The sequence below is a fragment of the uncultured Methanobrevibacter sp. genome (assembly GCF_900314695.1).
Taxonomy (GTDB): Archaea; Methanobacteriota; Methanobacteria; order Methanobacteriales; family Methanobacteriaceae; genus Methanocatella.
Genome location: NZ_OMWD01000012.1, coordinates 52,723 through 77,731 on the forward strand (window position 1 = coordinate 52,723; position 25,009 = coordinate 77,731).

General features: G+C 31.2%; 18 protein-coding genes. 12 read left to right on the forward strand and 6 right to left on the reverse strand.

Annotated features, from left to right (window positions below):
* The first annotated feature begins 20 nt into the window (after positions 1-20).
* The 7 genes from QZN45_RS05365 to QZN45_RS05395 all read left to right on the forward strand — a co-directional run bounded on the left by QZN45_RS05365 (position 21) and on the right by QZN45_RS05395 (position 5,147).
* On the forward strand, positions 21-956 hold the full coding sequence (locus QZN45_RS05365; RefSeq protein ID WP_292609762.1) for a CBS domain-containing protein: 936 nt from the start codon (positions 21-23) through the stop codon (positions 954-956).
* A 22-nt stretch (positions 957-978) separates the two neighbouring features.
* Positions 979-1,779 carry a CBS domain-containing protein gene (locus tag QZN45_RS05370; protein WP_292609761.1) on the forward strand — a complete coding sequence of 267 codons (801 nt, stop codon included), beginning with the start codon at positions 979-981 and terminating at the stop codon, positions 1,777-1,779.
* Positions 1,780-1,813: 34 nt separating this feature from the next.
* The gene (gene pheA / locus QZN45_RS05375; protein WP_394340031.1) at positions 1,814-2,617 is read left to right on the forward strand and encodes a prephenate dehydratase; all 804 of its coding nucleotides are present in this window, start codon (positions 1,814-1,816) and stop codon (positions 2,615-2,617) included.
* Between the two features lie 61 nt (positions 2,618-2,678).
* The gene (locus tag QZN45_RS05380) at positions 2,679-3,407 is read left to right on the forward strand and encodes an endoglucanase (RefSeq protein ID WP_292609760.1); all 729 of its coding nucleotides are present in this window, start codon (positions 2,679-2,681) and stop codon (positions 3,405-3,407) included.
* A 19-nt stretch (positions 3,408-3,426) separates the two neighbouring features.
* Positions 3,427-3,966: a PsbP-related protein gene (locus tag QZN45_RS05385; RefSeq protein WP_292609759.1), complete on the forward strand. Its 540-nt coding sequence runs from the start codon at positions 3,427-3,429 to the stop codon at positions 3,964-3,966.
* A gap of 22 nt (positions 3,967-3,988) precedes the next feature.
* Positions 3,989-4,501 (forward strand): flavoprotein, encoded by a 513-nt coding sequence (locus tag QZN45_RS05390; protein WP_292609758.1) that lies wholly within the window; start codon positions 3,989-3,991, stop codon positions 4,499-4,501.
* Positions 4,502-4,532: 31 nt separating this feature from the next.
* On the forward strand, positions 4,533-5,147 hold the full coding sequence (locus tag QZN45_RS05395; RefSeq protein ID WP_292609757.1) for a phosphopantothenoylcysteine decarboxylase: 615 nt from the start codon (positions 4,533-4,535) through the stop codon (positions 5,145-5,147).
* Positions 5,148-6,316: 1,169 nt separating this feature from the next.
* On the opposite strand, the gene QZN45_RS05400 is transcribed toward QZN45_RS05395, so the two are convergent.
* From QZN45_RS05400 to QZN45_RS05410, 3 genes are all read right to left on the reverse strand, one after another.
* A complete protein-coding gene (locus QZN45_RS05400) occupies positions 6,317-10,642 on the reverse strand; it encodes a C1 family peptidase (protein ID WP_292609756.1) in 4,326 nt (1,441 codons plus the stop codon).
* A gap of 122 nt (positions 10,643-10,764) precedes the next feature.
* Positions 10,765-11,406 carry a fibrillarin-like rRNA/tRNA 2'-O-methyltransferase gene (locus QZN45_RS05405; RefSeq protein WP_292609755.1) on the reverse strand — a complete coding sequence of 214 codons (642 nt, stop codon included), beginning with the start codon at positions 11,404-11,406 and terminating at the stop codon, positions 10,765-10,767.
* 3 nt (positions 11,407-11,409) lie between these two features.
* A complete protein-coding gene (locus tag QZN45_RS05410) occupies positions 11,410-12,561 on the reverse strand; it encodes an NOP5/NOP56 family protein (protein ID WP_292609754.1) in 1,152 nt (383 codons plus the stop codon).
* Between the two features lie 119 nt (positions 12,562-12,680).
* On the opposite strand from QZN45_RS05410, the gene QZN45_RS05415 reads away from it, so the two are divergent.
* Genes QZN45_RS05415 through QZN45_RS05435 form a run of 5 tightly spaced genes read left to right on the forward strand, consistent with a single transcriptional unit; the run spans position 12,681 to position 17,789 of the window.
* Entirely contained in the window at positions 12,681-13,220 is a 540-nt protein-coding gene (locus QZN45_RS05415; RefSeq protein WP_296811601.1) for a glycosyl transferase, read from the forward strand.
* Between the two features lie 24 nt (positions 13,221-13,244).
* Entirely contained in the window at positions 13,245-14,156 is a 912-nt protein-coding gene (locus QZN45_RS05420; RefSeq protein ID WP_296811604.1) for a dihydroorotate dehydrogenase, read from the forward strand.
* A gap of 3 nt (positions 14,157-14,159) precedes the next feature.
* Positions 14,160-14,960, forward strand: coding sequence for a dihydroorotate dehydrogenase electron transfer subunit (locus QZN45_RS05425; protein WP_296811607.1), 801 nt, complete (start codon positions 14,160-14,162; stop codon positions 14,958-14,960).
* Positions 14,961-14,975: 15 nt separating this feature from the next.
* The gene (locus QZN45_RS05430) at positions 14,976-15,998 is read left to right on the forward strand and encodes an AI-2E family transporter (protein WP_296811610.1); all 1,023 of its coding nucleotides are present in this window, start codon (positions 14,976-14,978) and stop codon (positions 15,996-15,998) included.
* A complete protein-coding gene (locus QZN45_RS05435; RefSeq protein ID WP_292609749.1) occupies positions 15,999-17,789 on the forward strand; it encodes a DNA-directed DNA polymerase in 1,791 nt (596 codons plus the stop codon).
* 23 nt (positions 17,790-17,812) lie between these two features.
* Here QZN45_RS05435 and QZN45_RS05440 read toward each other — a convergent pair whose 3' ends face one another.
* The 3 genes from QZN45_RS05440 to QZN45_RS05450 all read right to left on the reverse strand — a co-directional run bounded on the left by QZN45_RS05440 (position 17,813) and on the right by QZN45_RS05450 (position 24,946).
* On the reverse strand, positions 17,813-20,605 hold the full coding sequence (locus tag QZN45_RS05440; protein ID WP_292609748.1) for a hypothetical protein: 2,793 nt from the start codon (positions 20,603-20,605) through the stop codon (positions 17,813-17,815).
* A 210-nt stretch (positions 20,606-20,815) separates the two neighbouring features.
* Positions 20,816-22,831 (reverse strand): right-handed parallel beta-helix repeat-containing protein, encoded by a 2,016-nt coding sequence (locus QZN45_RS05445; RefSeq protein ID WP_296811615.1) that lies wholly within the window; start codon positions 22,829-22,831, stop codon positions 20,816-20,818.
* A 39-nt stretch (positions 22,832-22,870) separates the two neighbouring features.
* Entirely contained in the window at positions 22,871-24,946 is a 2,076-nt protein-coding gene (locus QZN45_RS05450; protein ID WP_296811618.1) for a right-handed parallel beta-helix repeat-containing protein, read from the reverse strand.
* Positions 24,947-25,009: the final 63 nt, after the last annotated feature.

The following is a 25,009-nucleotide window of genomic DNA, read 5'->3' on the forward strand; positions in this document are numbered from 1 at the left end:
ATTATAGTAGAGGTGTGAAAATGAAAGATAAAACATCCATTAACAGAAAATCAAACACAGGCGCAATCGAACGTGAAACTAAAGTTCATGATAAAGAAGGAGACATCATGGCTATTGCATCAAGAGATGTAATTTCTATTCCTCCTTCAAAAAGTATCAAAGATACTGCTAAAGTAATGATGGAACATGAATTTAGAAGATTACCAATTACCGACCCTGGTTCTGGTAAAGTGTTAGGTATTGTAACAGTAATGGATATATTAGACTTCTTTGGTGGAGGAAGTAAATTTAACATTATTGAGAAAAAATATGAAGACAACTTCTTAGCAGCTATCAATGAACCTGTAAGAGAAATCATGACTCGTGACGTAGTTTCATTATCTAAAAAAGCTTCAATTGGCGAAACTATTGAAACAATGTTATCTAATCAGTTAGGTGCTATTCCTCTTGTTGATGGTGATGATAAACTTGTCGGTATTGTAACTGAAAGGGATATTGCATTATCCTTGGCTGGTGTGGCTTCTAGAGAAACCGCACAGGATTACATGAGTACTAAAGTATTCACTACCACTCCTGGAACTCCTCTTGAAAGTGCATGTAAAATCATGGTAAGAAACGGTTTAAGAAGAATTCCGGTTGTCGGTGGAGAAGCTGATATATCTAAAGCAGCTAAAAAATTATTAGGTATTATTACTTCTACCGACATTATTAGATTCTTAAATGCAAAAGAATTATTCGATAATTTAAATTCCAATTTGGCTACTGATGTTTTAGAAACAGTAATTTCAGAAATAATGGTCACTGAACCAATCACAATTGAACCAAACATGACTATTGGTGAATTGTGTGAATTATTCGCTGAAAAGAATATTGGTGGTGTTCCAGTAGTTAAAGATGATAAAGTAATGGGAATTATCACTGAAAGAGACATTTTAAGAGCAGTTAAAAGATATTAAACATTTTAAAGGAGATGATAATATGCAAATTAAGAATTTGATGTCTGAGGATATAATTACTATAGATAAAGATCAAAATCTTTCTGATGCATTAAAATTATTACGTAAACATAATGTATCTCGTTTACCTGTAACCAATAACAAGCAATTAGTAGGTATTATCTCAGAAAGAGACATCGCTAATAAACTTGGTTCATCAAAATATGAGAGTATGCCTGCATCAAGACTTCATATTTCATCTGTAATGGTTAAAGATGTTATTACAGTTCCTCAAACAATGCAATTGGATGAAGTAGCAAGAATAATGTTGGATAAAGGTATTGGTTCTGTTCCAGTTACGGATGAAGATAAAATGGTTGGAATAGTATCAAAAGCAGACTTTGTTACCCTTGCCGTTGGAATTGCATTTGATAAGATTACTGTAAAAGAAATAATGTCTAAAGAGTTAACAGTTGTATCTCCAACTGAAAGAATTGTTCATGCAAGAAGACAAATGCTTGAAACTAATGTTGGAAGGTTACCTGTTGTAGATGATGATGCACTTGTTGGAATGATTACATCTAAAGATTTAATGAGAGCTTTCATTGACTTTAGGAAAAAAGTTCCGGAAAAATATCAGAAATCTCAAATTAAAGAACTTTTAGTTGAAGACATAATGTCTATAAATCCAACTTTTGTCTCAAAAGACATGTCTATAACTGAAGTATCCAACATCATCATGGAAACTGGATTCAATGGTTTGCCAGTTGTTGAAAATGATGAAGTTGTTGGAATAATTACACAAACCGATATTTTAAGACTAATTGAAAAATTAGAATCTTAAATATCTTTTTTTTATTTTTTTTGGAGGGGTTCTTATTTCTTTAATCTCATTTTTAGGACCTGAAGGAACATTCACTCATGAGGCAGCAAGCAACTTTGGTGATGAATTAATTCCGTTTTGTACTATTCCTGCAGTAATGGAAAGTGTGCATTCTGATGAATGCTCATATGGTGTTGTACCTATAGAAAATTCTATTGAAGGGCCTGTTGGAATTACTTTAGATCAATTAGCCCATAAATATGATTTAAAAATATTTAATGAGATTGTCATTCCAATCAATCAGAATCTGGTGGTCAATCCAGGTACTAAAATGGAAGATATTGAAGATGTGTACTCTCATGCTCAAGCCATAGCGCAATGTCAAGAATATATTAGAAATCATAAGATTCAACCTCATTATGAGGTTAGCACTGCAAGGGCTGCCAAAAGCATTGTTGGTGATAAATCTAAAGCGGCAATCAGCAATGCAAAGGTTGTGGAATTATATGGTTTGGAAATTTTGGAATCCAATATTCAGGACATGGACAATAATGAAACCCGATTTGTAGTTCTTTCAAAAGAATATCATGAAATGACTGGAAAAGACAAAACTTCAATCATTTTTTCAATTTATGAAGATCGCCCTGGTGGTCTGTATAATATTTTAGGCATTTTTCAAAAGAACAATATTAATCTAACTAAAATCGAATCAAGACCATCTAAAGAAGGTTTGGGCAAATATTTATTTTTTGTGGACTTTAATGGTCATATTGATGATGTTTTGGTTCAGGATATTTTAAATGAAATCAAAGAAAATACTTATTTTTTCAAAGTTTTAGGTTCTTACCCTGAATTTTAGGTAAACTTATAAATTAATATGGATATATATTATAATGTTATAATGTTCGAGGAGGGTAGGAATGTCAGATGATAGAGATAGACTTCTTAATATTATGAGCAGTTTGGAAAATGATTATAGATCTGGTAAAATCTCTGCTGAGAAATATAGTTATTTTCGTTCTAAATATGAAGATAAATTAAATTCTATTGATGCTCAAGCAGCTACAAGAAGAATTAGATCTATGCAGGGAAAATCTGCTGATAATTCAAAAAATAAAAAAAGAAGTAGAAAACCTACCAATAATAAAAAGAAAGAAGAGCAGGATTTAGTTCAAAAATATATTATTAATCCCAAAAAAGGCGATGCAAAGTATAATCGTAGAGAAAAATCTTCTATGGATAGTGGAACTTTTAAATTATTGTTATTGTTAATATTGGTTGTAGGTTTCACTGCAGGTGTTGCTTACGGTGTTTTTAATTTTGATTTTGATTCAGTATCTCAAGCTAATGCAACTGGTGTTGTTAAAGATACAGCATTCCTCGAAATAAATAAAACAACTCCAACAACTCAGTCAACTTCCTATTCTAACTACAGTTCTTCTAATTCAGGTTCTGGTTATTCATCATCTAGTTCTGTTGAAACTACTTCGGATTCGTCTTCAAGTAGTTATTCCAGTTCTGATTCTGGTGCTTATTCGCCAAGTAGTTCAAGTGATAGTTCCAGTAGTTCACAGTCTGGTAGTAGTTATGACAGTGGTTCACAGTCTAGTAGTTCTTCAAGTTCCCAATCTGGAGGTAGTGGGAATTAATTCTCAGTAAGGTGATAGTATGGATGGTAGATTAATTAAGGGAAGTATTATGATTCTTTTATTGATGTTAGTTTTCGTATCAGCTGCTTGTGTTAGTGCAGAATCCAATGATACAACTGTTTTAACATTATCTAAATCAGGAATTACTATAAATTATCCTTCTAATTGGGGTTATTCTGATGCTCTTTCATCATATTCAATTATGGCTATTTCAAAAGCAGATTCTGTTGATTCATTTGGTGTAGGTCAAGTTAATATTAACATTGAAAAGAAACCGGTTGAAGGGGATTTCGCTACATTTGTAAATAGTACTTATGAACCTATGAAATACAACAACGATTATGATCTGGTGTCATCAGGTTCCACAACTATTGCAGGCAATGATGCTTTGGAATACATTTACACTTCTAATGAGAACGGCGTTCAAAAACAACATAAGGCTGTTTGGTTTGAAAAAGGTGGACAAGCTTATGTTTTACTTTATAGTGCTCCTTTAGATAAATTCGAATCAAATTTATATGTATTTGATTATATCGTATCTGATATTCGAATTACATAATTTCTTTTTTTAGGGTGTTTTTATGATTATATTGTGTGTTACTGGTAGTATTGCAGCTACCGAGTCTATTAAATTAGCCAGGGAATTTAGAAGGAATGATGTGGATGTTAAATGTTTTATGAGTGATGCCGCTTGTGAAATTATTCATCCTAATGCAATGGAATTTGCAACCGGCAATAGTGTTGTAACTAAATTAACCGGAAGTATAGAACATGTCAAATATTCTCAAGAGGATTTAATTTTGGTTGCACCGGCTACTGCTAATACTATTTCCAAATTTGCCCATAAGATTGCTGACAATCCAATTTCAACTTTATTAATTACTGCCCAGGGTCATGACACTCCCATTATTTTTGTTCCGTCAATGCATGATTCAATGTATAGGTCCATTAAAGAAAATATCGATAAAATTAAAGATGAAGGGTCAGCTATTTTCATTAAACCTAGGATGGATGAAGGAAAGGCAAAATTTCCATCAAAAGAAGATATTGTTCTTGAATCATTAAGGACTATAAATTTAAATAAAAAGGATTGATATCATCAAAGGAAAGAATATTTTAATAAGTATGGGTGGTACATATGAGCCCATTGATTCTGTTAGAGGCATTACCAATAAATCTTCTGGAAAAATGGGTTTGGAACTGGCTAAACAGGCGTATATTCGTGGGACTAATTTGACTTTGGTTGTAGCTAATGTTTCTGTCAGCATCCCTTCTGTTTTTGATGTTATAAATGTTGAAACAGGCGAAGAGATGATGGATGTAATTTTAGATTTGATTCCTGATTTTGACATTTTTATTTCTACAGCTGCGGTTTCTGATTTTAAATTTAAAAAACGTTCTGATAAAAAAATAGATTCAACTAAATCATTATCTATTGATTTGAAACCAACAACTAAAATAATACGTCAGATTAAAAAAATCAATCCTGATATTTTTTTGGTTGGCTTTAAGGCTGAATTTAACATATCTCGTGATGAGATGATTAAATGTGCAAGAAAACAGATTTCTGATGCAGGAACTGATTTGGTAATAGCTAATGATATCTCTTCTGATGATTGCCATTTCGGATCTGATAAAAATGAAGTCCTGCTTGTTGATGATGAGGTTGTATCTGTTCCTCTAGCTTCAAAAAAGCAGATTGCAAAAATCATTTTTGATGAGATTTCTAAAAGATTATAGTTACATGTACGTGTATCTGTAAATAATATTATTTTTTTGATTGTATTTTTATATTTTTAAAATATTGATTAATTATTTTGATATGGTTTTTTGTAAACTATAATTTATTTAATCGTAATTTTAATATTTTTGCCATTATGTTTGGGGTTGGTTTTCGAAAATCACTTGAAAATTATTTTATTTCAAATTTCTTTTTTTCATGTTTGAAGTGCAAATCTATGTTGTTTTTGCAATGTTTTTTTCGTAGTTAAGGTAATATTAATTTTAATTTGAAAAGTTATTTGATTTAATTTTTTGATTAAAAATATAATTTTCTAAGCAAATTAGGGCATAGGTAAGTAATACTTTTTTAAATAAAATAAGCAAATTAATCTTTGAAAAAAAATTTTTTAAAAATAAGTATTTCAATAAAATAAGTTCATGCCTTTAGGCGTTAGTTAAATGGAGTGATTAATAGAGTGAATCAACCTAAAGGACGTTTCAATGAACTTTTATTTTATTTGCATTAGCATTTATTATATTTAATTTTATAGTATAAAAAGCTATCTGGGTAATACTTTTTGGTGATTTTTGTAGTATTTTTTTACTTTTCTCAGAGCTATTTTTTAGTGGATTATCACTCAAAAAGTGGGTGATTTTTTCAAAGATTTTTCTTGCATTGACAATGCATTATTGTCTTTTTTGTGGTGGTGTTGTTTTAAGTTTTGGTTATTTTTAAATAATTTATCTTAATATTTCTTTTTATATTGGGTGGATTTTGATTTGGGATTTAATGTGGTTTGGGTTTTGAATAGTTGTGTTGTTGCATCACTGATTATTTGTTATAGTTGATAAAATTTTTGAATGTTTTTCATCATCCAATTTTTAAGGTGTTGATATTAATTGAAGTATCAGAAGTATACTTTTTGGGTTATTGATTAATATTCTTTCTTTTTTTCCAACCCATAAAAAATTAAATTTATATGAACTTTTTGATTTTTATTTTGAATTAAAAAACTTATTATTTTTTCTTTAAATTTGATATGTGGGGTTAATTTTGGAATTAATTCTTATTTTGTTGGTATTATATATTTGTCTTTTTGTATGGTGAAAATAGTAATTTTTGTAAAATTTGAAAGACAATTGCTTGCTGCACTAGAAAAAAAGAAGAATATAGATGCGTGTTGCACCTACTTGATTTTAATTTTAATGTTTTTGGTTGCTTTTTTGTAGTAGTTGTTTCCTTTATATTTGATAACTGCTTTGTAAGTTCCTTTTTTAGTTATTTTGGTAATAAATGTTGCTTTGCCTTTGCTGTTGGTTTTGGCTGTGTATGTTTTACCTTTAACTTTTAATGTGACTTTTGCTTTTTTCATTGCTTTGTTTTTGCTGTTTTTTAGGGTTATTGTGTATTTTTTGGTTTTTGCAGTTCTTTTGAATGTTTTTGCTTTAGCGGTTATTTTTGTTTTTTCCTTGTTGATGGTAATTTTGACGGTTTTGCTTATTGGGTTGTAATTATTGTTTTCAATTTTAATTACCATGTTCTTTTTACCTGCTTTTGCGGTTTTTAGGATTTTTGCGGTTAATTTTATTGAAGTAACTCCATTTTTGATGGTGGCAGTTCCAATCTTTTTGCCGTTTAGTGTAAAGGTTACTTTAACGCCATTGTTTACATTTTTGAAGATAACTTTGTATGTTCTGCCGTAGTTGATGACATATGCTGCATTTTTTGCATTAATTGTAATGTCTTTTTTATTCACGGTGAAATTAACAGGAATTTGTGCTCTTGACATGTTATTGTCAATGTATGTAACATTTGCATTGTAAGTTCCGGCATTTAATTTAGGAATAACAAGTGTTGCGATTCCATCTTTTACATCTTCATCATATTCAACACCATTAACATTAACAACAACTTTACCTCCGTTCAATGGGGATATGGCACTGCTTTTTACCTGAACTTTAATGTTGACGTCAGTGCCGTAAACAACATCTTTAGCTTCAAGAATTTTCATGCTTATTGTATCGTTTACCAATGGAACATCACTTGTAACGTTATTTAAAGTTATTTTGGCACCTGGGTTGACATCAATGCAATTTTCACCATTGCTGATGAATTCAGAATTGCTGATTGCCATATCTCTTTCGGTTTTAATTGATTTACCTTCAGTTGCATTATTTTCAGTAAATTTAGTGTTGTTTATATTTGTTTCGCCGTCATTGTGTATTGCTCCACCATATGTTGCACTGTTTTGCTCAAAGATTGAATCAGTTATTGTCAAAGTACTGTTTAAAGTATCGATTGCTCCACCATATGTTGTTGCACTGTTGTTGTCAAATGTGCAGTCTATTATTTTGCAGTTGCTTGCATTGACTATTTCTATTGCGCCTCCTCTTCCTATTACGTGGTTGTTTTTAAATGTGGATTCTATTATTTTTCCTTCAGTTCCACTATCCCAAAATATGGCTCCGCCATAAGATGCATTACCGTTAATGAAATTGATATTTTTCAGGGTGACATTGTTTGCGGTAATATTGAATATTCTTGCAAGTCCTGCTCCGTCGATGGTGTGTCCTTTCCCGTCAATTGTGAAATTGTCTTTGGCGATGACAATTCCATTTATAAATTCCGCATCGATATCTGTATATGCATAATCATTTGTTAATTCAAGATAATTTTCGTGGTTTTCGATTTGATGGGAAAGCATTGTGAATGTTTCATTGTTAAGCACTGTGAACGCTTTGATGCATGCTACCTGTAAGGCGTTTTCTTCCTCGTTATTCCAGTTATAATCATAGAGGTCAGTCCAGTTTGCACTGTCAAAGCTTATAAATGATGTGTTTTCGCTGTAAAATTTATTGACATACAGTCTCCCTTCACAGATAGGGACGCTGGCATTCTTGTGATTGATTTGGAATTCTATTTCAAAAACATCACCAATTTCCAATGGGATGACCTTTCCAAGTTCAATTGTCCAATATCCTGATTTTGAAAATCCTGATTTACTTAATTTTAAAGCATTGTTGACATAAACTGATAAATTCCAAAAGCTATCTTCCTTGAAATATGTGGATGCTCCTGCTAAAAGTTCATTGTTGGTTGCATTGAATCTGTTTTTATACCATACTGTATCATTTGGGGTATTGATGAAATCAGTTTGTGCCTGATCGTACTGATAATTTTTCTCGTATTTTATTGTACTGTTGAATATGATTACGGATGTGCCTAAAAAGTCTAATTTTGAAGGGCAGGAGGTATCATAATATGAAACATAGAAATAACCGTCTTCTCCCCACTCAGAGCCCCAACTGTTTTTACAAATCCATGCGCCCAGTCCTGGAGCATTAGGTATTTCCATTGTGTCATTCCAACCTACAATAACAATTTCATGATTGGAATAAATGGATTCATTGTAATACTGCTTAATAGAATTTGTTGAATAGATAGCGGATACTACTCCTCCATATTTCATTATCGCTTTTTTGATTTCATCATTATCTGTGAAGTTATCTCTTTTAATGTTTAAAATATTCTGGACGTGCAATACACTATCAAACAAATTTGAATATCGACTAATCTCTATATACGGATCATCCTCTTCCAAAACGGGACCTAACCAGCTTACAAGGTAACCTATGTGTGTATATGGAAATCCTCCATAATTTGGTTCATAAATCCAGCCGAATGGTGATGTGTTACTTGCAATGTTTTTCATGTTGTTTTCTGAAAGGTCCAGTAATAAATTATGTGATTTTAAAACATTTGACTCCAATCCTCCAATTGCTGCAAAAGCCCAGCAGTTACCCTCATCCATCTGGTCCTTAACGGAAGTGGTCTGATTTAAGTCAGCTAAATTGTAATACTGAGGGATGTAATCAGCATCAGTATAATTGCCTATGAAAAATGTGTAATTTCTGCTGATAATTATTAGATTATCCATATCATATGAAATGTAATTGACATATATGGTTTTATTTTCTTTCGCTGAATTATTCTCATAATTATTTTTTGAAAAATCTTGAGTTGATTTGGAAACGATATAAATTGCACTGCCATAACCGCTGGCATTATTGTTCTTGAAGGTATTGTTTTCAATCAGCACGTTATGCATGTCTGTTAGATATATTGCAGATCCAAAATTACCAGTATTTGAGGAGATTAGTGAGTTTATTAACTTTAAGTTACCTTTCTGGTGGAAATAAGATCCAATTAGGCTTGATGAATTTGTTATAGTCAGATTATTGAATGTTGAATCACAATTGCTAATGAATATTCCTGCTCCATATTTTGATTTAGCATTAACTATTGATAAATTAAATCCATTGAATGAATCTGAATCACTACAGTATATTGCTCCGCCTTTTGATGTTGAAGAGCAATTGATAAACTCAGTTGAGGTGATGTTTATTTGAGACGGATCCTTGAATAAATTTTCAAATAATATTGCCCCTCCCTTATCGGCTTGGGAATTATAAAATTTACAATCGTTGATATTGATGTTTCCACAGGAGATATAAATGGATCCTCCAGTTTGCTTTGCTTTTGAATCATAAAAGGTACAATTGTCAACAGTGAAATTTAAAAGGTCGTAAGTTGTATAATATATTGCTCCGCCCCTTTTTCCGGCAGAATTGTTTATAAATTCACAATTGGATATGTAAAGATTCCCCCTATTTGTATAGACGGACCCATAACTAGTTGTGCCCGTATTGTTAATGAATTCACAACCGTCAATTGAAATGTCGCCCCTATTTGCACGAATACACGGGGTGCTTTTTGCGGTATTGTTCACGAATTTGGAATCGGTTATATTGATTGATGATCTTTCGCATGTCACTACTCCTGAAGGAGATCCCACTTTGTTGTTGATAAATTCGCAGTTGGAAATGTTGAGGTTTGATTTTTCGGCATAAATTATTCCATAAGTTATATATTCATCTGATTTGGCATTTTCGTTGTCAATGATTTTTGAGTCTTTAATATTCACTGTGCTGTAATATACTTCTAAGATGCCTGCATCTAAAATGGTGTTATTGTAAAATGTACAATTCACCAGATTTATATTGCTGCTGCCACTATAGTCGTTGTAAATCATTCCAGTTGGGAAGTCTTCAGAATACTTATATTTGAAATCTTTGAAAATGACATTCGATGAGGTCAGGTTTTTGGGAGCGTAGATTTTGATGTTTTTCAAGGTAAGATTGTTGAATGATACAAATTCGGTTATATTGATAGTACTTCCGTTACCGTTGATAATAGTTTTTGATGTGTCTTCACCAATAAATGTAATGTTTCGGTGTTCATATTCCTGTTTGTAGTCATATTCTCCATTTTTTAAGTAAATGCTTGAATCATTTTTAAGGTCATCGTCTGTCAATTCTTTATGTGGACTGTCAACAGATAAAATGTCAACATTTTCATTTAGAGGATTATTGTTAGAAATTGTATTTCCTATATCTATTTCAATTAAATCAGTATTATTATCGCTTGCACTTGTCGCAGGGATAATAAACAATAAGAATATTAGAATTATTATAATAAAATATTTATTTTTTAACATAATTCATTTCCCTTAATGTTATGTAGTCATTATTAATATTTTTAGCTCGTTGTCAAGTGATTTTCTGTTGTTTTTACTTAAAAATTTTTTTCAACTAAAAATGCAATATGGTCTTTTTCGTATGGTTCCAATTTTACTTTTTCAATGACCTTAAAACCTTTTTCTTTCAATTTCTTCTCTTGTTCCTTAAAAATCTTTTTAGGTTTTTGCACTACATCAATACTTCTGGCTTTAATCATTAAAAGGCCAACACCATCATCCTTTGCAAATAAATTCATATTCTTCATAAATAATTCGCTTTGTGTTGGTTGGGCAACATCACAGTATACCAAGTCACTTTTTTCAACTAAGTTCATATATCCTTTGGGTTTGGTTGCATCACCTAAAATTGGGGCAATATTGAGTCTCTGATGTGAAAGCCGAACTAATTTTTTAGCTGTTGTTGGTGAAAATTCAACTGCATACACTCTTCCATTGATTACGATATCCGAAATATGTGAAACTGTTGTTCCAGTTGATGCACCTAAGTATAGAACTTTTGAAGTGTCTAAAAGCTCCAGATTTTCCAATCCATTTAAAAGAGCAGCTGCTAATTTTGAACGTCTTGGATTCCATAATCTATATTCTTCATCTTCTTTGATTAATTCTTCACCATAAACTGAAATTCCAGGATTCAAATTCTTTGTTGCAACATTCCCATCTTTAAAATAAACTTTCATAATCTATCTCCTTTTCTTTCTTTTTTTACCTTTTCGCTTCTTATTTTTTGATTTGCCCTTTTCTTCTTTTCTTTTTTTAGTAGTTTTTGTCGGAAATGGATTATTCTTTTCAATTTCTTCTGCTTTTTGGATAAAATCTTCAAAAGAATTTTCGTCAAAAGTTTTGGTGAAAACATCTCTTCTAACAGCTAAAGAAATTTTACCTGCGAGCATACGGGCAATTTTTCCGCGATTCCACCATTTTGCACCTCTTACTTGAGGATGTTGGTAAATCAAACCATATTTTGGAGGTCTATCTCCACTTTTCAGGTGTCTAAATAATGCTTTTTCAGCACCCATTATCTGAACGGTACTTGATGGATATGTTGCAAGACGTTTAAGTCCTCCTGCATGGGAAATCAACTTGGCACCAAGTGATGATCCAACGATTAATTTCAAATTAGGTGCAATAGTGTCCATTTTAATGTCAATGTAGTCTTCAATTTCTTTTCTTGTCTTTTGAAGTTCAAAAATGGAATTTGCATATTTGTTCATTATTTCCAAGTCCTGGGGATTAATGTCGTCTTCCAAATCCATGACATTGATCGGGAATGCATCCGGCTTGGCTTCCATAATTTTTTCTTTGGATTTATTTTGTGATATTAATTTGATGTAAGTTTCATTATTTTTAATGACATCCATTTCGGGAAAATATAATGCATACCATTCCCTAATGCGTTCAATTAATTTAGAAATGCTTTCATCTATTTCATCAATGGAATTAATGGCTTGAATCAGATGTTTGTCCTCGCTGGCTGATTCCTTTTTAATTTTATAAATGGCCAATCTTTGATAAATTTCACTGATTTCTTCATTATTCAAATTGAATTTTTCAAAATTATTTCTTAAATATTCTCCAGCTTGATTTGGGGTTTGGATAATTATTTTTTCATTGGAATAATCTGATAATCGTTTATTTGATTCGATAATGATTTCATTGTAGTTTTTTGAAACTTCTTCAATTATTTCCATTTCTTCAGCAACAATCTTTTTATCATCAATATCAATTAATCTGGTGACTATTTCATCTTCTTGAAATAATTTTTCACTAATCAATTCATTTTCATTGTTAAATGCATAAAATCCTTTAACACTGTAAGTAATATAACATTCCATAAGATAAATTATTCATTTTATTTTTAATAAGTATTTTCAATTGATATTGTGATTTTTTTCATCTTAAGATATTGAATATCCAAGTATTTTTTTAGGATAAAATTTAAACTATTAAATGTATGTCACAAGAAAGTTTAGATGATTTAAAATATGAGTTGGAACTTAAAAATGCTGAAATAGACGAGTTGTCGATGGAGCTTGAAAGTAAAAATGAGGAAATCAACAAATTAAAATTATACTCTACCAAGCTTAAGTATGAAAAGAAAAACTTGGAAGACAAATTGGATACTAAAATTGACTATGATAAGGCAAGAATTAATGAATTGGATGATTTGGCCGAAAAAATTAAAGAAAAAGAATCTATTATTGACGATAAACAGGACCAGGTAAAATATTTAAGATCATTAATTGATGATTACAAGCAGCAGTTAAATGCAAATACTGAAAACCTGGAAGTCCAACTTAAAAAGATATCAAAAACTTATGAAGATTTATTGAAGCAAAAAGATGCGATAATTCAAAAACAGGATGAACAAATTGATAATTTAATTAAATCAAAAGAAGAAATCATAAAGTCCAATAAAACTAATGTTATCAGTTTAAAATTACAAAATGAGAAATATCAAGAAATCATTGATAAATTAACAAAAACTAATTAAATAATTAATTACAAAGATGATAGTATGTTAAAAACAGATATTTGTGGAGTGGAATTTAGAAATCCGTTAATGTTGGCTGCAGGCATTATGGGAAGTAATGCTTCATCCATGAATTGGATTTTAAAATCAGGTGCCGGTGGAGTCGTTACAAAATCTTTTTCTCTAAATCCTCATCCAGGTTATCCAAACCCAACAACTGTTGCGGTTGAGGGAGGCATTTTAAATGCAATTGGACTTTCAAATCCTGGTGTTGACAATTTTAAAGAGGAATTAAAAAGGATTGAAAGAAAAAACAATGTTGTTATCGCTTCTATATATGGAGCTACGCCGGATGAATTTTCTTCATTGGTAAGTGATGTTCAGGATTATGTTGACATGATTGAGCTGAATATTTCTTGTCCTCATGCAATGGAAGGTTTTGGCGCATCAATTGGTCAGGATTGTAATTTGAGCCATACAATTGTATCAGCCGCAAAAGATGCAAGTGATGTTCCGATTATAGCGAAATTAACACCAAACGTCACTGATATTACTGAAATTGCAAAAACTTGTGAGGATGCAGGTGCAGATGCAATATCTCTCATTAACACTTTGGGGCCTGGAATGAAAATCAATATTGATGTTGCCCGTCCGGTCTTGTTCCATAAATCTGGAGGAATGAGCGGTCGTGCAATTAAGCCTATTGCAATTAGTAATGTTTATTCAGTTTATGAAGCGGTAGATATTCCATTAATTGGTGTTGGTGGAATATATACTTTTGAAGATGTAGTTGAATTTATCTTTGCCGGTGCAAGGGCAGTGCAAATAGGAACTGCAATTATGGATGAAGGTGTTGAAGTATTTAACAAGATTAATCTCGGATTGGAGAAGTTTATGGATGAAAAAGGATATTCATCAATCGATGAGATGGTAGGTCTTGCACATAGGGAGTTGTAGAACATGATTAACGAACCGAAAATTGTTGAAATAACTGAAATTATTGAAGAAACTCCTACAATCAAAACTTTTAAGTTTAATTGGGATATGGATAAATTAGGATGCCCAAATCCAGGTGAATTTTTAATGGTTTGGAACTTCAAAAACGAAAAGCCAATGTCCATTTCTCAAATTAATAAGGATGAACTTGCAATTAGCGTTAAAAATATTGGAGAGTTCACTTCCCAATTGCACAATCTAAAAGTTGGCGATGAAATAGGTGTAAGGGGAAGTTATGGTAACGGTTTTGATAATTCATTTGAGGGCAAAAACATAGTGGCTATTGGTGGTGGAGTTGGTATGGCTCCAATAAATGCGATAGCTAGTGATTTAATCGAAAAGGAAAATAATGTTGATGTTATAGTTGCAGCCCAAACAAAAGATGAATTATTGTTTGCAGATTCTCTTGAAAAGGCAGGTGCAAATGTTCATCATTGTACTGATGATGGCAGTTTTGGATTTAAAGGATTTGCTACAGATTGCCTAAATGATTTGCTTAAAGATAGGATTTATGATTATGCATTTGTCTGTGGGCCTGAAATAATGATGAAAGGAATATTTGATATTCTTGAAGATGCATCAATACCTGGCCAGTATTCTCTTGAAAGATATATGAAATGTGCTCTTGGAGTATGTGGTCAATGCTGTGTTGACAGTGAAGGTTGGAGAATTTGTGTGGAAGGTCCTGTTTTTGAAAATGAGAAAATTTATAAGATTGATGAATTTGCAAAATACAGAAGGGATGCCTCTGGTGTAAAATACTAAATTTGAGTGGTTGATATGGGATTAAACATTAAAGATTATCTAAATACTCCAATACTATTTATAATAGTTTTACTTGTAATTTCTTTAATGTTTGTATTTCCTGTTTTGAATATGGTGCTTTTGGGAGCTATTTTGGCTTATGGGATTAGGCCAGTTGCAAATAAAATCCAATCCAAATTAAAATATTCTTCTATTTCTATTTTGCTTGCAGTTGTTATTGTACTAATACCTTTGATATTGCTTGTGGCTTATATAATATTTGAAGTATCGACTTTTGTCACATGGATTTTAGCCAATAATCCAGATACTAATGTAAATAGTGCAATGTATCAAATTTCTGCATATTTGCCTGCGGGAGTTGATATTAATTCCATTAATTCCTATTTGGACTCAGCAATTAATAATGTGGGAAGTTATATTCTTAATTACTCCGTTAAGTTTGTAAGCAAGTTTGCAAACATTACATTGGATTTATTTATACTTGTCTGTTCTGTATTTTACTTTGTCCGTGATGGAGATAAATGTCTAGATTTTATCAGATCTTTTGTTCCGGATGATTCCAAAGATTTCTTTGACAATACAATAAAAGCTATAGAGAATGTGTTGAAAAGTATTTTTTATGGGCACTTTTTAACTTCTGTCATTATTGGAATTTTTGGTTGCATCGGCTATTCACTTTTAGGATATCCATTTGGCATATTTTTAGGTGTATTGACAGGTATCCTTCAGTTAATTCCAGTATTTGGGCCTTGGCCGATATATTGGGCATTATTCTTTATAGATGTGGCATCCGGTAATTACATAAGGGCAGTCATTGTTCTGTTCTTCGGCTTTTTCTTGAGCACTGTTGATATGTATATTAGGCCTGCTTTATCAAGTCATTATGCAGATATACATCCTTTGATATTGCTAATTGGATTTTTGGCAGGGCCTTTGGTATATGGTATTGTAGGATTTATTATAGGACCATTAGTTTTGGGAATTACATATGCCGTTTTAGATAATTATAGGAATGAATATCTTCTTGGTGATGATTAAATGGAAAAAAATGTTGTTATTCTTGATATTGATTATGTAACCTATGAGGATAAACCTGTCATCAGGTTGTTTTCAAAAAATGGTGACGAAAATGTGATTTTATTGGACGATACTTTTGAACCATATTTATATGTTGTCTGTGATGATATTGATAAGGGTATTGAAGAAATCAGGGAAAATTTGGATGTAATTTCCATTGAAAAAGTCATCAAAAAGGACTTTCAAGTTGAAAAAGAATTTGTTAAGGTCACATTTGAACATCCACAGGAGCTTGCAAAAAATCGGGATAATCTAAGGGATCTTGAAAGTGTGGTTCAAATTCGCGAATTTGATATTCCATTTTATAGAAGATATCTGATGGATAGGGATGTTATCCCTATGACTGAAGTGACAGCCATTGGGGAGGAATTAGATTCATTTTTGAATTTGGATTCTAAAAAGCAAGATATTCAAATAATCAAGCTTACTGAAGAGCTGAAACGTGTGCCGGATTATCCTCAGAAATTTAGAATTTTGAGTTTTGATTTGGAAGTAAGAAATCCTCATGGGATGCCTAATTCCGAAGAGGATGAAATTATTATGATTGGTGTGGCCAGTAATTTCGGTGTTAATCAAGTTATTTCCATAAAAACAAATTCAGAAGATAGGGATGATTTTGTAAATCAGGTTGAATCCGAAAAAGAGATGATTGAAGAATTTGTAGATATTATTAAGAAAAACAATGTGGATATTATAGTTGGGTATAACTCTGATAATTTTGATTTTCCATATCTTAAAGACAGGGCAAAGATTTTGGATGTTGATTTGGATATTGGAATGGATGAATCTGAAGTCAAATATATTCGAAGAGGTTATGCTAATGCAGCATCTCTTAAAGGGCTGATTCATGTAGATTTGTATCTGGTTATGAGAAGGTACATGTCCCTTGAGAGATATACATTGGAACGAGTTTATTATGAATTGTTTGGTGAAGAAAAGATTGATGTTCCTGGTGAGAGAATTTGGGAATTTTGGGACAATGGCGGTGAAGAATTGGACAATCTGTTTGACTATTCTCTCGATGATGTTGTTTCCACTTTGAAGATAGCAGAACAAACTTTGCCTCTTAATTTAGAACTTACTCGTATTATTGGTCAGCCTTTGTTTGACGTTAGTCGTATGGCTACAGGTCAACAAGCTGAATGGTTTTTAGTCAAACAGGCTTATTTTGATAATGAAGTTGTTCCTAACAAACAGGGAGCTAATTTTGCCGACCGTGCAAATGCTGAAGACAATGAAGGTGGGTATGTAAGGGAACCTGAAACAGGACTTCATGAGAATCTGGTTCAATTCGATTTTAGAAGCCTGTATCCAAGTATCATCATTTCAAAAAATATATCTCCTGATGTAATGGTTCTTGGGGATGTTGAAAATGAAGATGATTATAATATTTCTCCTGAACATGGTTTAAAATTCAAAAAAAGCCCTCAAGGTTTTATTCCATCAGTTATTGATAAAATATTGCAGGAAAGATTCAGAATTAAACGTGAGATGAAGGCATCAGATGATTTGCAACAAAAAAAGGCATTGGATGTTCAGCAACAGGCTATTAAAAGATTGGCTAATACAATGTATGGTATTTATGGTTTCCCTAGATTCAGATGGTATTCTTTTGAATGTGCAAAAGCTATTACTTCATGGGGAAGGCAATACATAAAATCATCAATTAAAAAAGCAGAAGAATACGGTTTTTATGCAATATATGCAGATACTGATGGTTTTTATGCCAAATATAAAAAAGAAAAAAAGTAAGAGAAATTAATTCTCTTTAAATTTTATTTTGTTATTTTAATTGTGGATGTTTTAGCTTTTGCAACACAATATTTGTTTGCTGATTTCACTACAACTTTATGAGTTCCAACTGTCAATGATTTTACATTTAGTTTTGCAATTCCTTTAGAATTGGATTTCACAGTGTAAGTTTTATATTTGTTACCTGTGTAAACTTTAAGGGTTAGTTTAACTCCTTTGATTACTTTTTTGGTTTTTGTGTTTTTAACAGTAACTTGGAAGTATTTTTTTGCTCCTTTTTTAGCTGTTAATTTTTTAGGAGTTAATTTAGTTGGAGCTTTTTTAATAACAATTTTTGATGAAATTTTTGCTGCAGTATAGTTTTTGGATTCCCCTTTTTCAACAACAACATTGTAAGTTCCTGGTTTTAAATTGTCAAGTGAAAGTCTAATTTGACCGTTCGCACCAGTATGTCCGTTATAGTTGTAGTATCTATTTGCTGAAACAAAAACCTTAATATTTACTTTAGCGTCATAAATCGCTTTGTTATTTTTTGCATTTGTTAAAGTTACAGTGAAGTATTTATTACCTTTATAATATGTGGTCAATTTTGGTGCTTTAAGTTTTGCAGTAGCTTTTTTAACAGTAATATATTTAGTTACTTTAGCAGCATTATATCTAGGATCATAAGTAGTGGAAACAACCATTTTGTGTTTTCCAACAGATAATGATGCGGAAAATGATACTTGTCCTTTACTGTTTGTTTGGAAAAGGTAGTTTTGGGATTTTGATCCAGTATATAATCTTACAAGTACAATTGCACCTGATAAAGCTTTACCAGTTTTTTTATCGGTAACTTTAATAGTTGCTGTTTTACCAGTATTGTAATACCTGGTTACACTATTTGTTTTGATTACAGCTGCTTTTTTAGTGATTGTAATTTTACCGCTGGCTTTTGCATTATTGATGTTTTTGGTGTCATTGTTGTTTACAGTAACATCGTAATCTCCAGCAACTAAACTTGAAACAGAAATTTTACTTTGTCCGTTTGAATCAGTTTGGAAATAATAATCTTTACCAGTAGTTTGTGGCATGTTTAAATGAAGAATAATGCCTGGAACAGCAGATCCATCTTTTTTACTGGTAACTGTGATTGTTACATTTTTTGTAGTTCCATACTCTTCCTTAAAGTCTTCAATTTTAATATTAATCTCTGCTTTGGTAATTGTTAAATTTGTTAAAACTTTTGAAGATTTGATATTGTCAGCAGTGGATAACTCCACAAGATGTTTTCCAACATCTAATTTGTTCATTTCAAATGTAGTTGAGTTTTGACTAAATTCATAAAGGTTTATTGTTTTGAATGAAACAATACTTTCATTATCAGCTTTTGCACTGAATCCTGCTCTGATATTTCCGGTTGTGGTTAAACTTAAAGTTTTACCTTCAAGGGAAAGAGCATTGTCATCAATATCAACTAATTTAAATTTAAATTCACCATTTTGATATTGGTTTTCATTGACAAGCACTTCAATTTTCACATTATAAATTCTATTTAAAGTAATGGTCTTTGAAAGTCCATCTTTGTATGTAATTGTTAAACTAGCTGAAGTGAAATTACCGTCTTCAAGTTCAAAGATAACTTTTCCATTAACAACATCAAAGCTTTTCACTTTAACTACAGTGGTGTTATTTCCAATTTTAGTAGTTGCATTTAATGTAATGTCATCAACAGTAAATGCAGTATTGTTAACACCGTTAGTAATATTAACTTCAACTTCTCCTTTTTTAGTGGAGTTAATATTTAATGTGGTTGGATTTACTTCAATAGTAAGATTTCCATAAACATCCACTGCTATATTTTTAGAAGCTTCATTGATTGTGTTGTTACCGAGATATTTGATAGTTATCTCATGTTTTCCTCTTGCGAGGGAATCTGTAATTGTAATAGTTTCGTTGACATAAGTAAATTTAAGATCTTTAGTACCTTCAGTTACTTTTAAATCATTTGAAGTAATATTTAATATCTTATTGATACTTTCAACAGTTACAGCGATTTTTTTAGCTTCTTCTTCACGAACAGTAACGTTATTTGCATTAATTTCACTTGAATATTTGATGATTGCATTTTTAGAGTTCTTTGTTTCAGTAGAATTCACATTAATTGTAGCGCCAATATAGTTAAGGTTGTCTAATGCGAATCTGATTGTATTATCTTCTATAGTAAAATCATCAATTATTTTTGATGTTTTATTCCCATCGTCACCGGTGTAGGTTATATTCAATGTTAAGCTATCTTTATTTGGTTTATATTTGCTTACTCCATCGGAAATTGTGATTGGTATTTCAATGTTTACACCATCACTGGTAATGACTGATGGTATATCTAATGTTTTGTCTCCAAAAATAGATAATAATATTTTTGTTGTGGAATTTTTGTAAATAACATTTCCTAAGTAAGTAATATTTAAACTATGATTACCTAAACCTAGTTTATCGGTAATGTTTATTTTTGAATTATTATAATTGAAATTTATTGTTGTATTTCCTTCTTTAACTGTAATATTTTCTTTTGCAATATTTATTTCCTTGCTTTCATTATCTTTTACAGCTACTGGAATCTCTACAGGGTCCTTTTCACTAACTTTCACATCTTCGGACACTACTGTAGTTTCTATTTTCTCATTGGTATCTTCACTTAAAGTTGCACTAGAACTATCATCTGTTAAGATACCTGCATCTGATGCGCCAGTGTCTGCTGCACATGCAGATCCAATACTTACTAATAGGAATAAAGCCATTGCTATTAATAAGATATAAGAGTTTTTAAGTTTCATAACTTTTAATCCTCCTTTTATAGAAAATCATATTTTATTAAAAAAAGTGTATAGATTTTCAGTACTATTAATATTAGTATGATTTAACATTTATACTTTTCTTCTATGTATATATGCTAATTTTTGTTTTGTAGGTTATACAATTGTATTTATTGTGAAAAATTTCATTCAAAAAAAAAATAAAATAATTTGAAAAATAAAAATCATCAACTATATGCTACGGAAGAATTTGACTCCTTTGGTAGCACTTTTCTTAATCACAATAGAACTTGTTGCAGATCCTTTATATTTCAAATCGTATGGTAATATTTTGACTTTGTGTGTTCCAGCTGAAAATTCATTAGTTGCAAAACCGATTGCTCCATTATAAATCTTTGTACTGCCTTTAATCTTTTTGGTTTTTAATACAAAAGTTTTATATTTTTTACCTGTGTAAATTAAAAATTTAATCTTAATTCCATTAATGCCCTTATTGGTCTTTTTATTTGAAACAATGTAAGAAAGTATCGCACCATTCTTGTCTGAAGTCCTCGCTTGCAATTTAAATTTCAAAGCAGTTTGTTTAATTACTTTAATTGAAGATGTTAATGTATTGAATTTATATCCGCTATGTGTTCCGCTTACAACAATTTTATGGGTTCCGGCACCCAAACTTTTAGTTTTGTATGAAGCTATGCCTTTTGAGTTTGTAGTTACTGTTGTAGTTTTATATTTTTTTCCAGTGTAAACTTTTAGGGTGAGTTTCATTTTTGGTATAGGTTTGTTGGTTTTGGAATTAATGATTTTTATGGACCATATGCTAGAACTTTTAAGTGCAACTGTTAATTTGGATGCTGAAATTACTGCAACCGCTTTTTTAACAGTTATATTTAAATCCTTATCAATTGCAGTGTGGTTTTCATCAGGGGTTGTAGTAACTCTAAGAATATAATTCCCAACTCCCAAACCGGATATTGTCAATATACTTTTTGAAAAAGTAATTTTGGCTTCTTTATGGTTTAAAACTCGAATATTTTCTTTTTGAACAGTTCCTCCATCAACAATAACTTGAACTGAGCCTGATGCACCATATTCAAAAATCATACTTGCGGTAAAATCAACACTGGATGATATTTTGGTCTTATTGAAAATGTTTTCTCTTTCATAAGTTTTTTCAGAAATATTCAATGCATCATCTTTGCTTTCATTGTATTTGATAGCAAAATAATTTGAGATTATGGTTGAAGATGAATTACAGTATATTGCATTTCCAAATAATGCATCATTATCTTTAAAACTTGAATTTCTAATAAATCCGTATCCAACTAAACTAATTGCGCCTCCGTTTAAATTTAATGCATTATTTCCATTGAAATTACAGTTATCAATTTCTGTATTTTCACAGCTGCTGAATATGGCTCCTCCACCAGTAATATCAGATTCATTTTCATAATTTCTAAGATAGTTCTGGTCAAATTTACTATTGGAAATTGTATTTCCCTTGCCTTTCAAGACAATTGCTCCTCCACCTTGTGATGCAAAGTTATTGTTGAATGTACACTCAGTTATGAGACAATTGTTGGATTCAATTAATATTGCTCCACCATATTTGTATGCTGAATTTTCATTGAATGAACAATTTACTATTTGGCAGTCGTCTCCTTCTATTAATATTGCACCAGCAATTTGTGCTTTATTAGTTTTAAAAGTAGAATCAGTTATTTTACAGTTGTTTCCTTTTAATAATATAGTTCCGCTTTCTTTAGCAGTATTTTGAATAATCTCACAATTATTTAGGGTTCCCGCATTACCTTCCCAAAGAATTGTGGCACCATAATTTTCTTTACCACCATATAATTTTAAATTACTTAAAATAACATTAGATGCCGTGTTTTTAATATTAAATAATCTTAAATCTTTAAAAGTAGTTTCAGTTGGTTTGATTGTGGCACCATTGCCGTCACCACGGATGTTTAGTGTTTTATCAATATTGATTGTATTTTTTAGTTCAAAAGTACCGTTAAGAACAATTGTATCTCCTTCTACTGCTTGGTCAATTGTATCTTGAATATTGCTTTCGGGAGTAATGTAATGTGTGTTTGGTTCATTAACATCCAATTCTTCTGTTACTTGTGTTTCAATAATTGTTAAATTGTCCGGCGAAATATTCGAATCATTCCCAGCACTTACATTTGAAACAGTAAAAATACTTAACAATATAAGTATCAGTAATATTTTTTTATTCATTTTTTTCCTCCTTAAAAAGAAAAATTAAGGATAAGTTCCTTAAATCTTACGGAAAAATTTAATTCCTTTTGTAGCGCTTTTCTGGATTGTAATTGAAGTTGTAATTGTTCCTTTATATTTGATGTTTTCAGGCATGAATACAACTTTATGTTTTCCTGCTGAAAAACTGTTTGTTGCAAAACCGATAGCACCATTATAGGATTTCTTTTTGCCTTTGAGTTTTTTAGTGGTTAAAATATATGTTTTGTATTTTTTGCCTGTATATATTAAAACCTTAATTTTAACTCCGTTGATTCCTTTATTTGTATTTTTATTGGATACTAAATAAGAAAGCAGTGACCCACTTTTTCCATTTGTCCTTTGTTGTAATTTAAATTTCAATGGGGTTTGTTTTACAACTGTAATGGATGAAGTTAATGTGTTAAATTTATAACCGCTATGGGTTGCGCTTACCTCGATTTTGTGAGTGCCGGAAGTCAGATCTTTGGTTTTATATGATGCCACTCCTTTTGAATTTGTAGTTACTGATACTGTTTTATATTTCTTACCTGTGAATACTTTTAATGTAAGTCTCATGTTTGGAATGCCTTTATTATTCCCTGAGTCAACCAATGTAATTGTCCAAACACCTGCACTTTTAAGGGCAACAGTTAATTTGGATGCTTTAATGACTGCAGTTGCTTGTTTAACTGTGAAATTTAAATCTCCATCAACAGCAGTATGATTCTCATCCGGTGTTGTAGTAACTCTAAGGGTATAGTTTCCAACATCTAAATTGGAAATTGTTAAAACATTGTTTGAATAAGTAATTTTAGCTTTGTCATGATTTAAAACATGAATATTTTCAAGTTCGATTTTTCCTCCACTGACATTTACATAAATGGAACCTGATGATCCGTATTCAAAAATAAGTCCTGGAGAAAAAATAACACTGGAATTTACTTTCACACGTTCAATTGTATTATTTAATCTCAATAACTCGGAATAAGGGATTCCAGGAACTGCATCTGCAATAATCTCATCATAATCAAGCACAAAATGATTAAACATGATATCATATGAAGAATACATTAAATCATTACCTAATCTAGCCATATTGTCTTTAAAGAAAGATTTTCTCACGGTATTATTGATGTATAAACTTATAGCACCTCCATATGCTTCAAGTGCTTGATTTCCTATGAATGTACAATTGTCAACTGTTAAACCGTCGGAATCAGCACTGAAAATTGCACCGCCTCCCTGAGTTTCATTTTCATCTAATTTATTTGTAATGTAGTTGTTGTAAAATTCACAGTATTCAATAGTATTGTTTTGTTTAAGTACAGAAATTGCACCTCCGTAATCAGTACAATGGTTGTTTGTGAATTTACAATGGCTTATAATGCTGTTATCTGCCCATAATGCTATTGCTCCCCCATGACTTTTTTCACCATTTGCCATGTTGTCGTTGAATTCACAATTTGTTATGGTGCAAGCACTACCATTCAAAAGAATAGCACCTCCATGCATAGCCGCATGATTGTTTGTAAAAATACTATTCTCTATTTTACAGTTATTGCCTAAAATGAGAAGTGCACCGCCAATAGCATTCTCTCTTATTGCGGAATTATCTATAAATTCACAGTTTGCTATGGTACCGTTATCGCCTTCCCAATATACAGCACCTCCCCATAAGAATATGCCGTTAACAAATTTTATATTATTTAATTCAACGTTTGAAGCATTGATATTAAAAAATGGGGAACTATAATCTTTGCTTGTATTGAATGTTATAACAGCACCGTCATCTGATCCGACGATTTTAACTGGTTTATTAACATTAATTAGGTAATCGCATGTATAATTTCCATTGAGAGTAATTGTGGAATATTCCTCGGCAGCATCAATTTCACGTTGAATATTCCTATATTCATCTTCTCCAGACTTTAAATTAGAATCAGTATCTTGATTATCTGTGATTAGCTCTTCTGTCATTGTTTCTTCTAGTGATTGCGTTTCTATAGTGCTGGTATTGTCAGATGAGATAATATCAGAAGCATCTGCTGCACTCACATTAGAAAAGGCACAAACACTTATTATCATAATCAAAAATATTAGTAATATTTTTTTCATATTAGTTTCCACCTTTAAAAATATAAAATATATTGAATATTTCATATTTTTCTAATGGAATCT

Coding starts and splice junctions, on each gene's coding strand:
- QZN45_RS05365 (WP_292609762.1), top strand. CDS start 21: ATGAAAGATAAAACATCCATTAACAGAAAATCAAACACAGGCGCAATC.
- QZN45_RS05370 (WP_292609761.1), top strand. CDS start 979: ATGCAAATTAAGAATTTGATGTCTGAGGATATAATTACTATAGATAAA.
- QZN45_RS05380 (WP_292609760.1), top strand. CDS start 2,679: ATGTCAGATGATAGAGATAGACTTCTTAATATTATGAGCAGTTTGGAA.
- QZN45_RS05385 (WP_292609759.1), top strand. CDS start 3,427: ATGGATGGTAGATTAATTAAGGGAAGTATTATGATTCTTTTATTGATG.
- QZN45_RS05390 (WP_292609758.1), top strand. CDS start 3,989: ATGATTATATTGTGTGTTACTGGTAGTATTGCAGCTACCGAGTCTATT.
- QZN45_RS05395 (WP_292609757.1), top strand. CDS start 4,533: ATGGGTGGTACATATGAGCCCATTGATTCTGTTAGAGGCATTACCAAT.
- QZN45_RS05405 (WP_292609755.1), bottom strand. CDS start 11,406: ATGAAAGTTTATTTTAAAGATGGGAATGTTGCAACAAAGAATTTGAAT.
- QZN45_RS05410 (WP_292609754.1), bottom strand. CDS start 12,561: ATGGAATGTTATATTACTTACAGTGTTAAAGGATTTTATGCATTTAAC.
- QZN45_RS05415 (WP_296811601.1), top strand. CDS start 12,681: ATGTCACAAGAAAGTTTAGATGATTTAAAATATGAGTTGGAACTTAAA.
- QZN45_RS05420 (WP_296811604.1), top strand. CDS start 13,245: ATGTTAAAAACAGATATTTGTGGAGTGGAATTTAGAAATCCGTTAATG.
- QZN45_RS05425 (WP_296811607.1), top strand. CDS start 14,160: ATGATTAACGAACCGAAAATTGTTGAAATAACTGAAATTATTGAAGAA.
- QZN45_RS05430 (WP_296811610.1), top strand. CDS start 14,976: ATGGGATTAAACATTAAAGATTATCTAAATACTCCAATACTATTTATA.
- QZN45_RS05435 (WP_292609749.1), top strand. CDS start 15,999: ATGGAAAAAAATGTTGTTATTCTTGATATTGATTATGTAACCTATGAG.
- QZN45_RS05440 (WP_292609748.1), bottom strand. CDS start 20,605: ATGAAACTTAAAAACTCTTATATCTTATTAATAGCAATGGCTTTATTC.
- QZN45_RS05445 (WP_296811615.1), bottom strand. CDS start 22,831: ATGAATAAAAAAATATTACTGATACTTATATTGTTAAGTATTTTTACT.
- QZN45_RS05450 (WP_296811618.1), bottom strand. CDS start 24,946: ATGAAAAAAATATTACTAATATTTTTGATTATGATAATAAGTGTTTGT.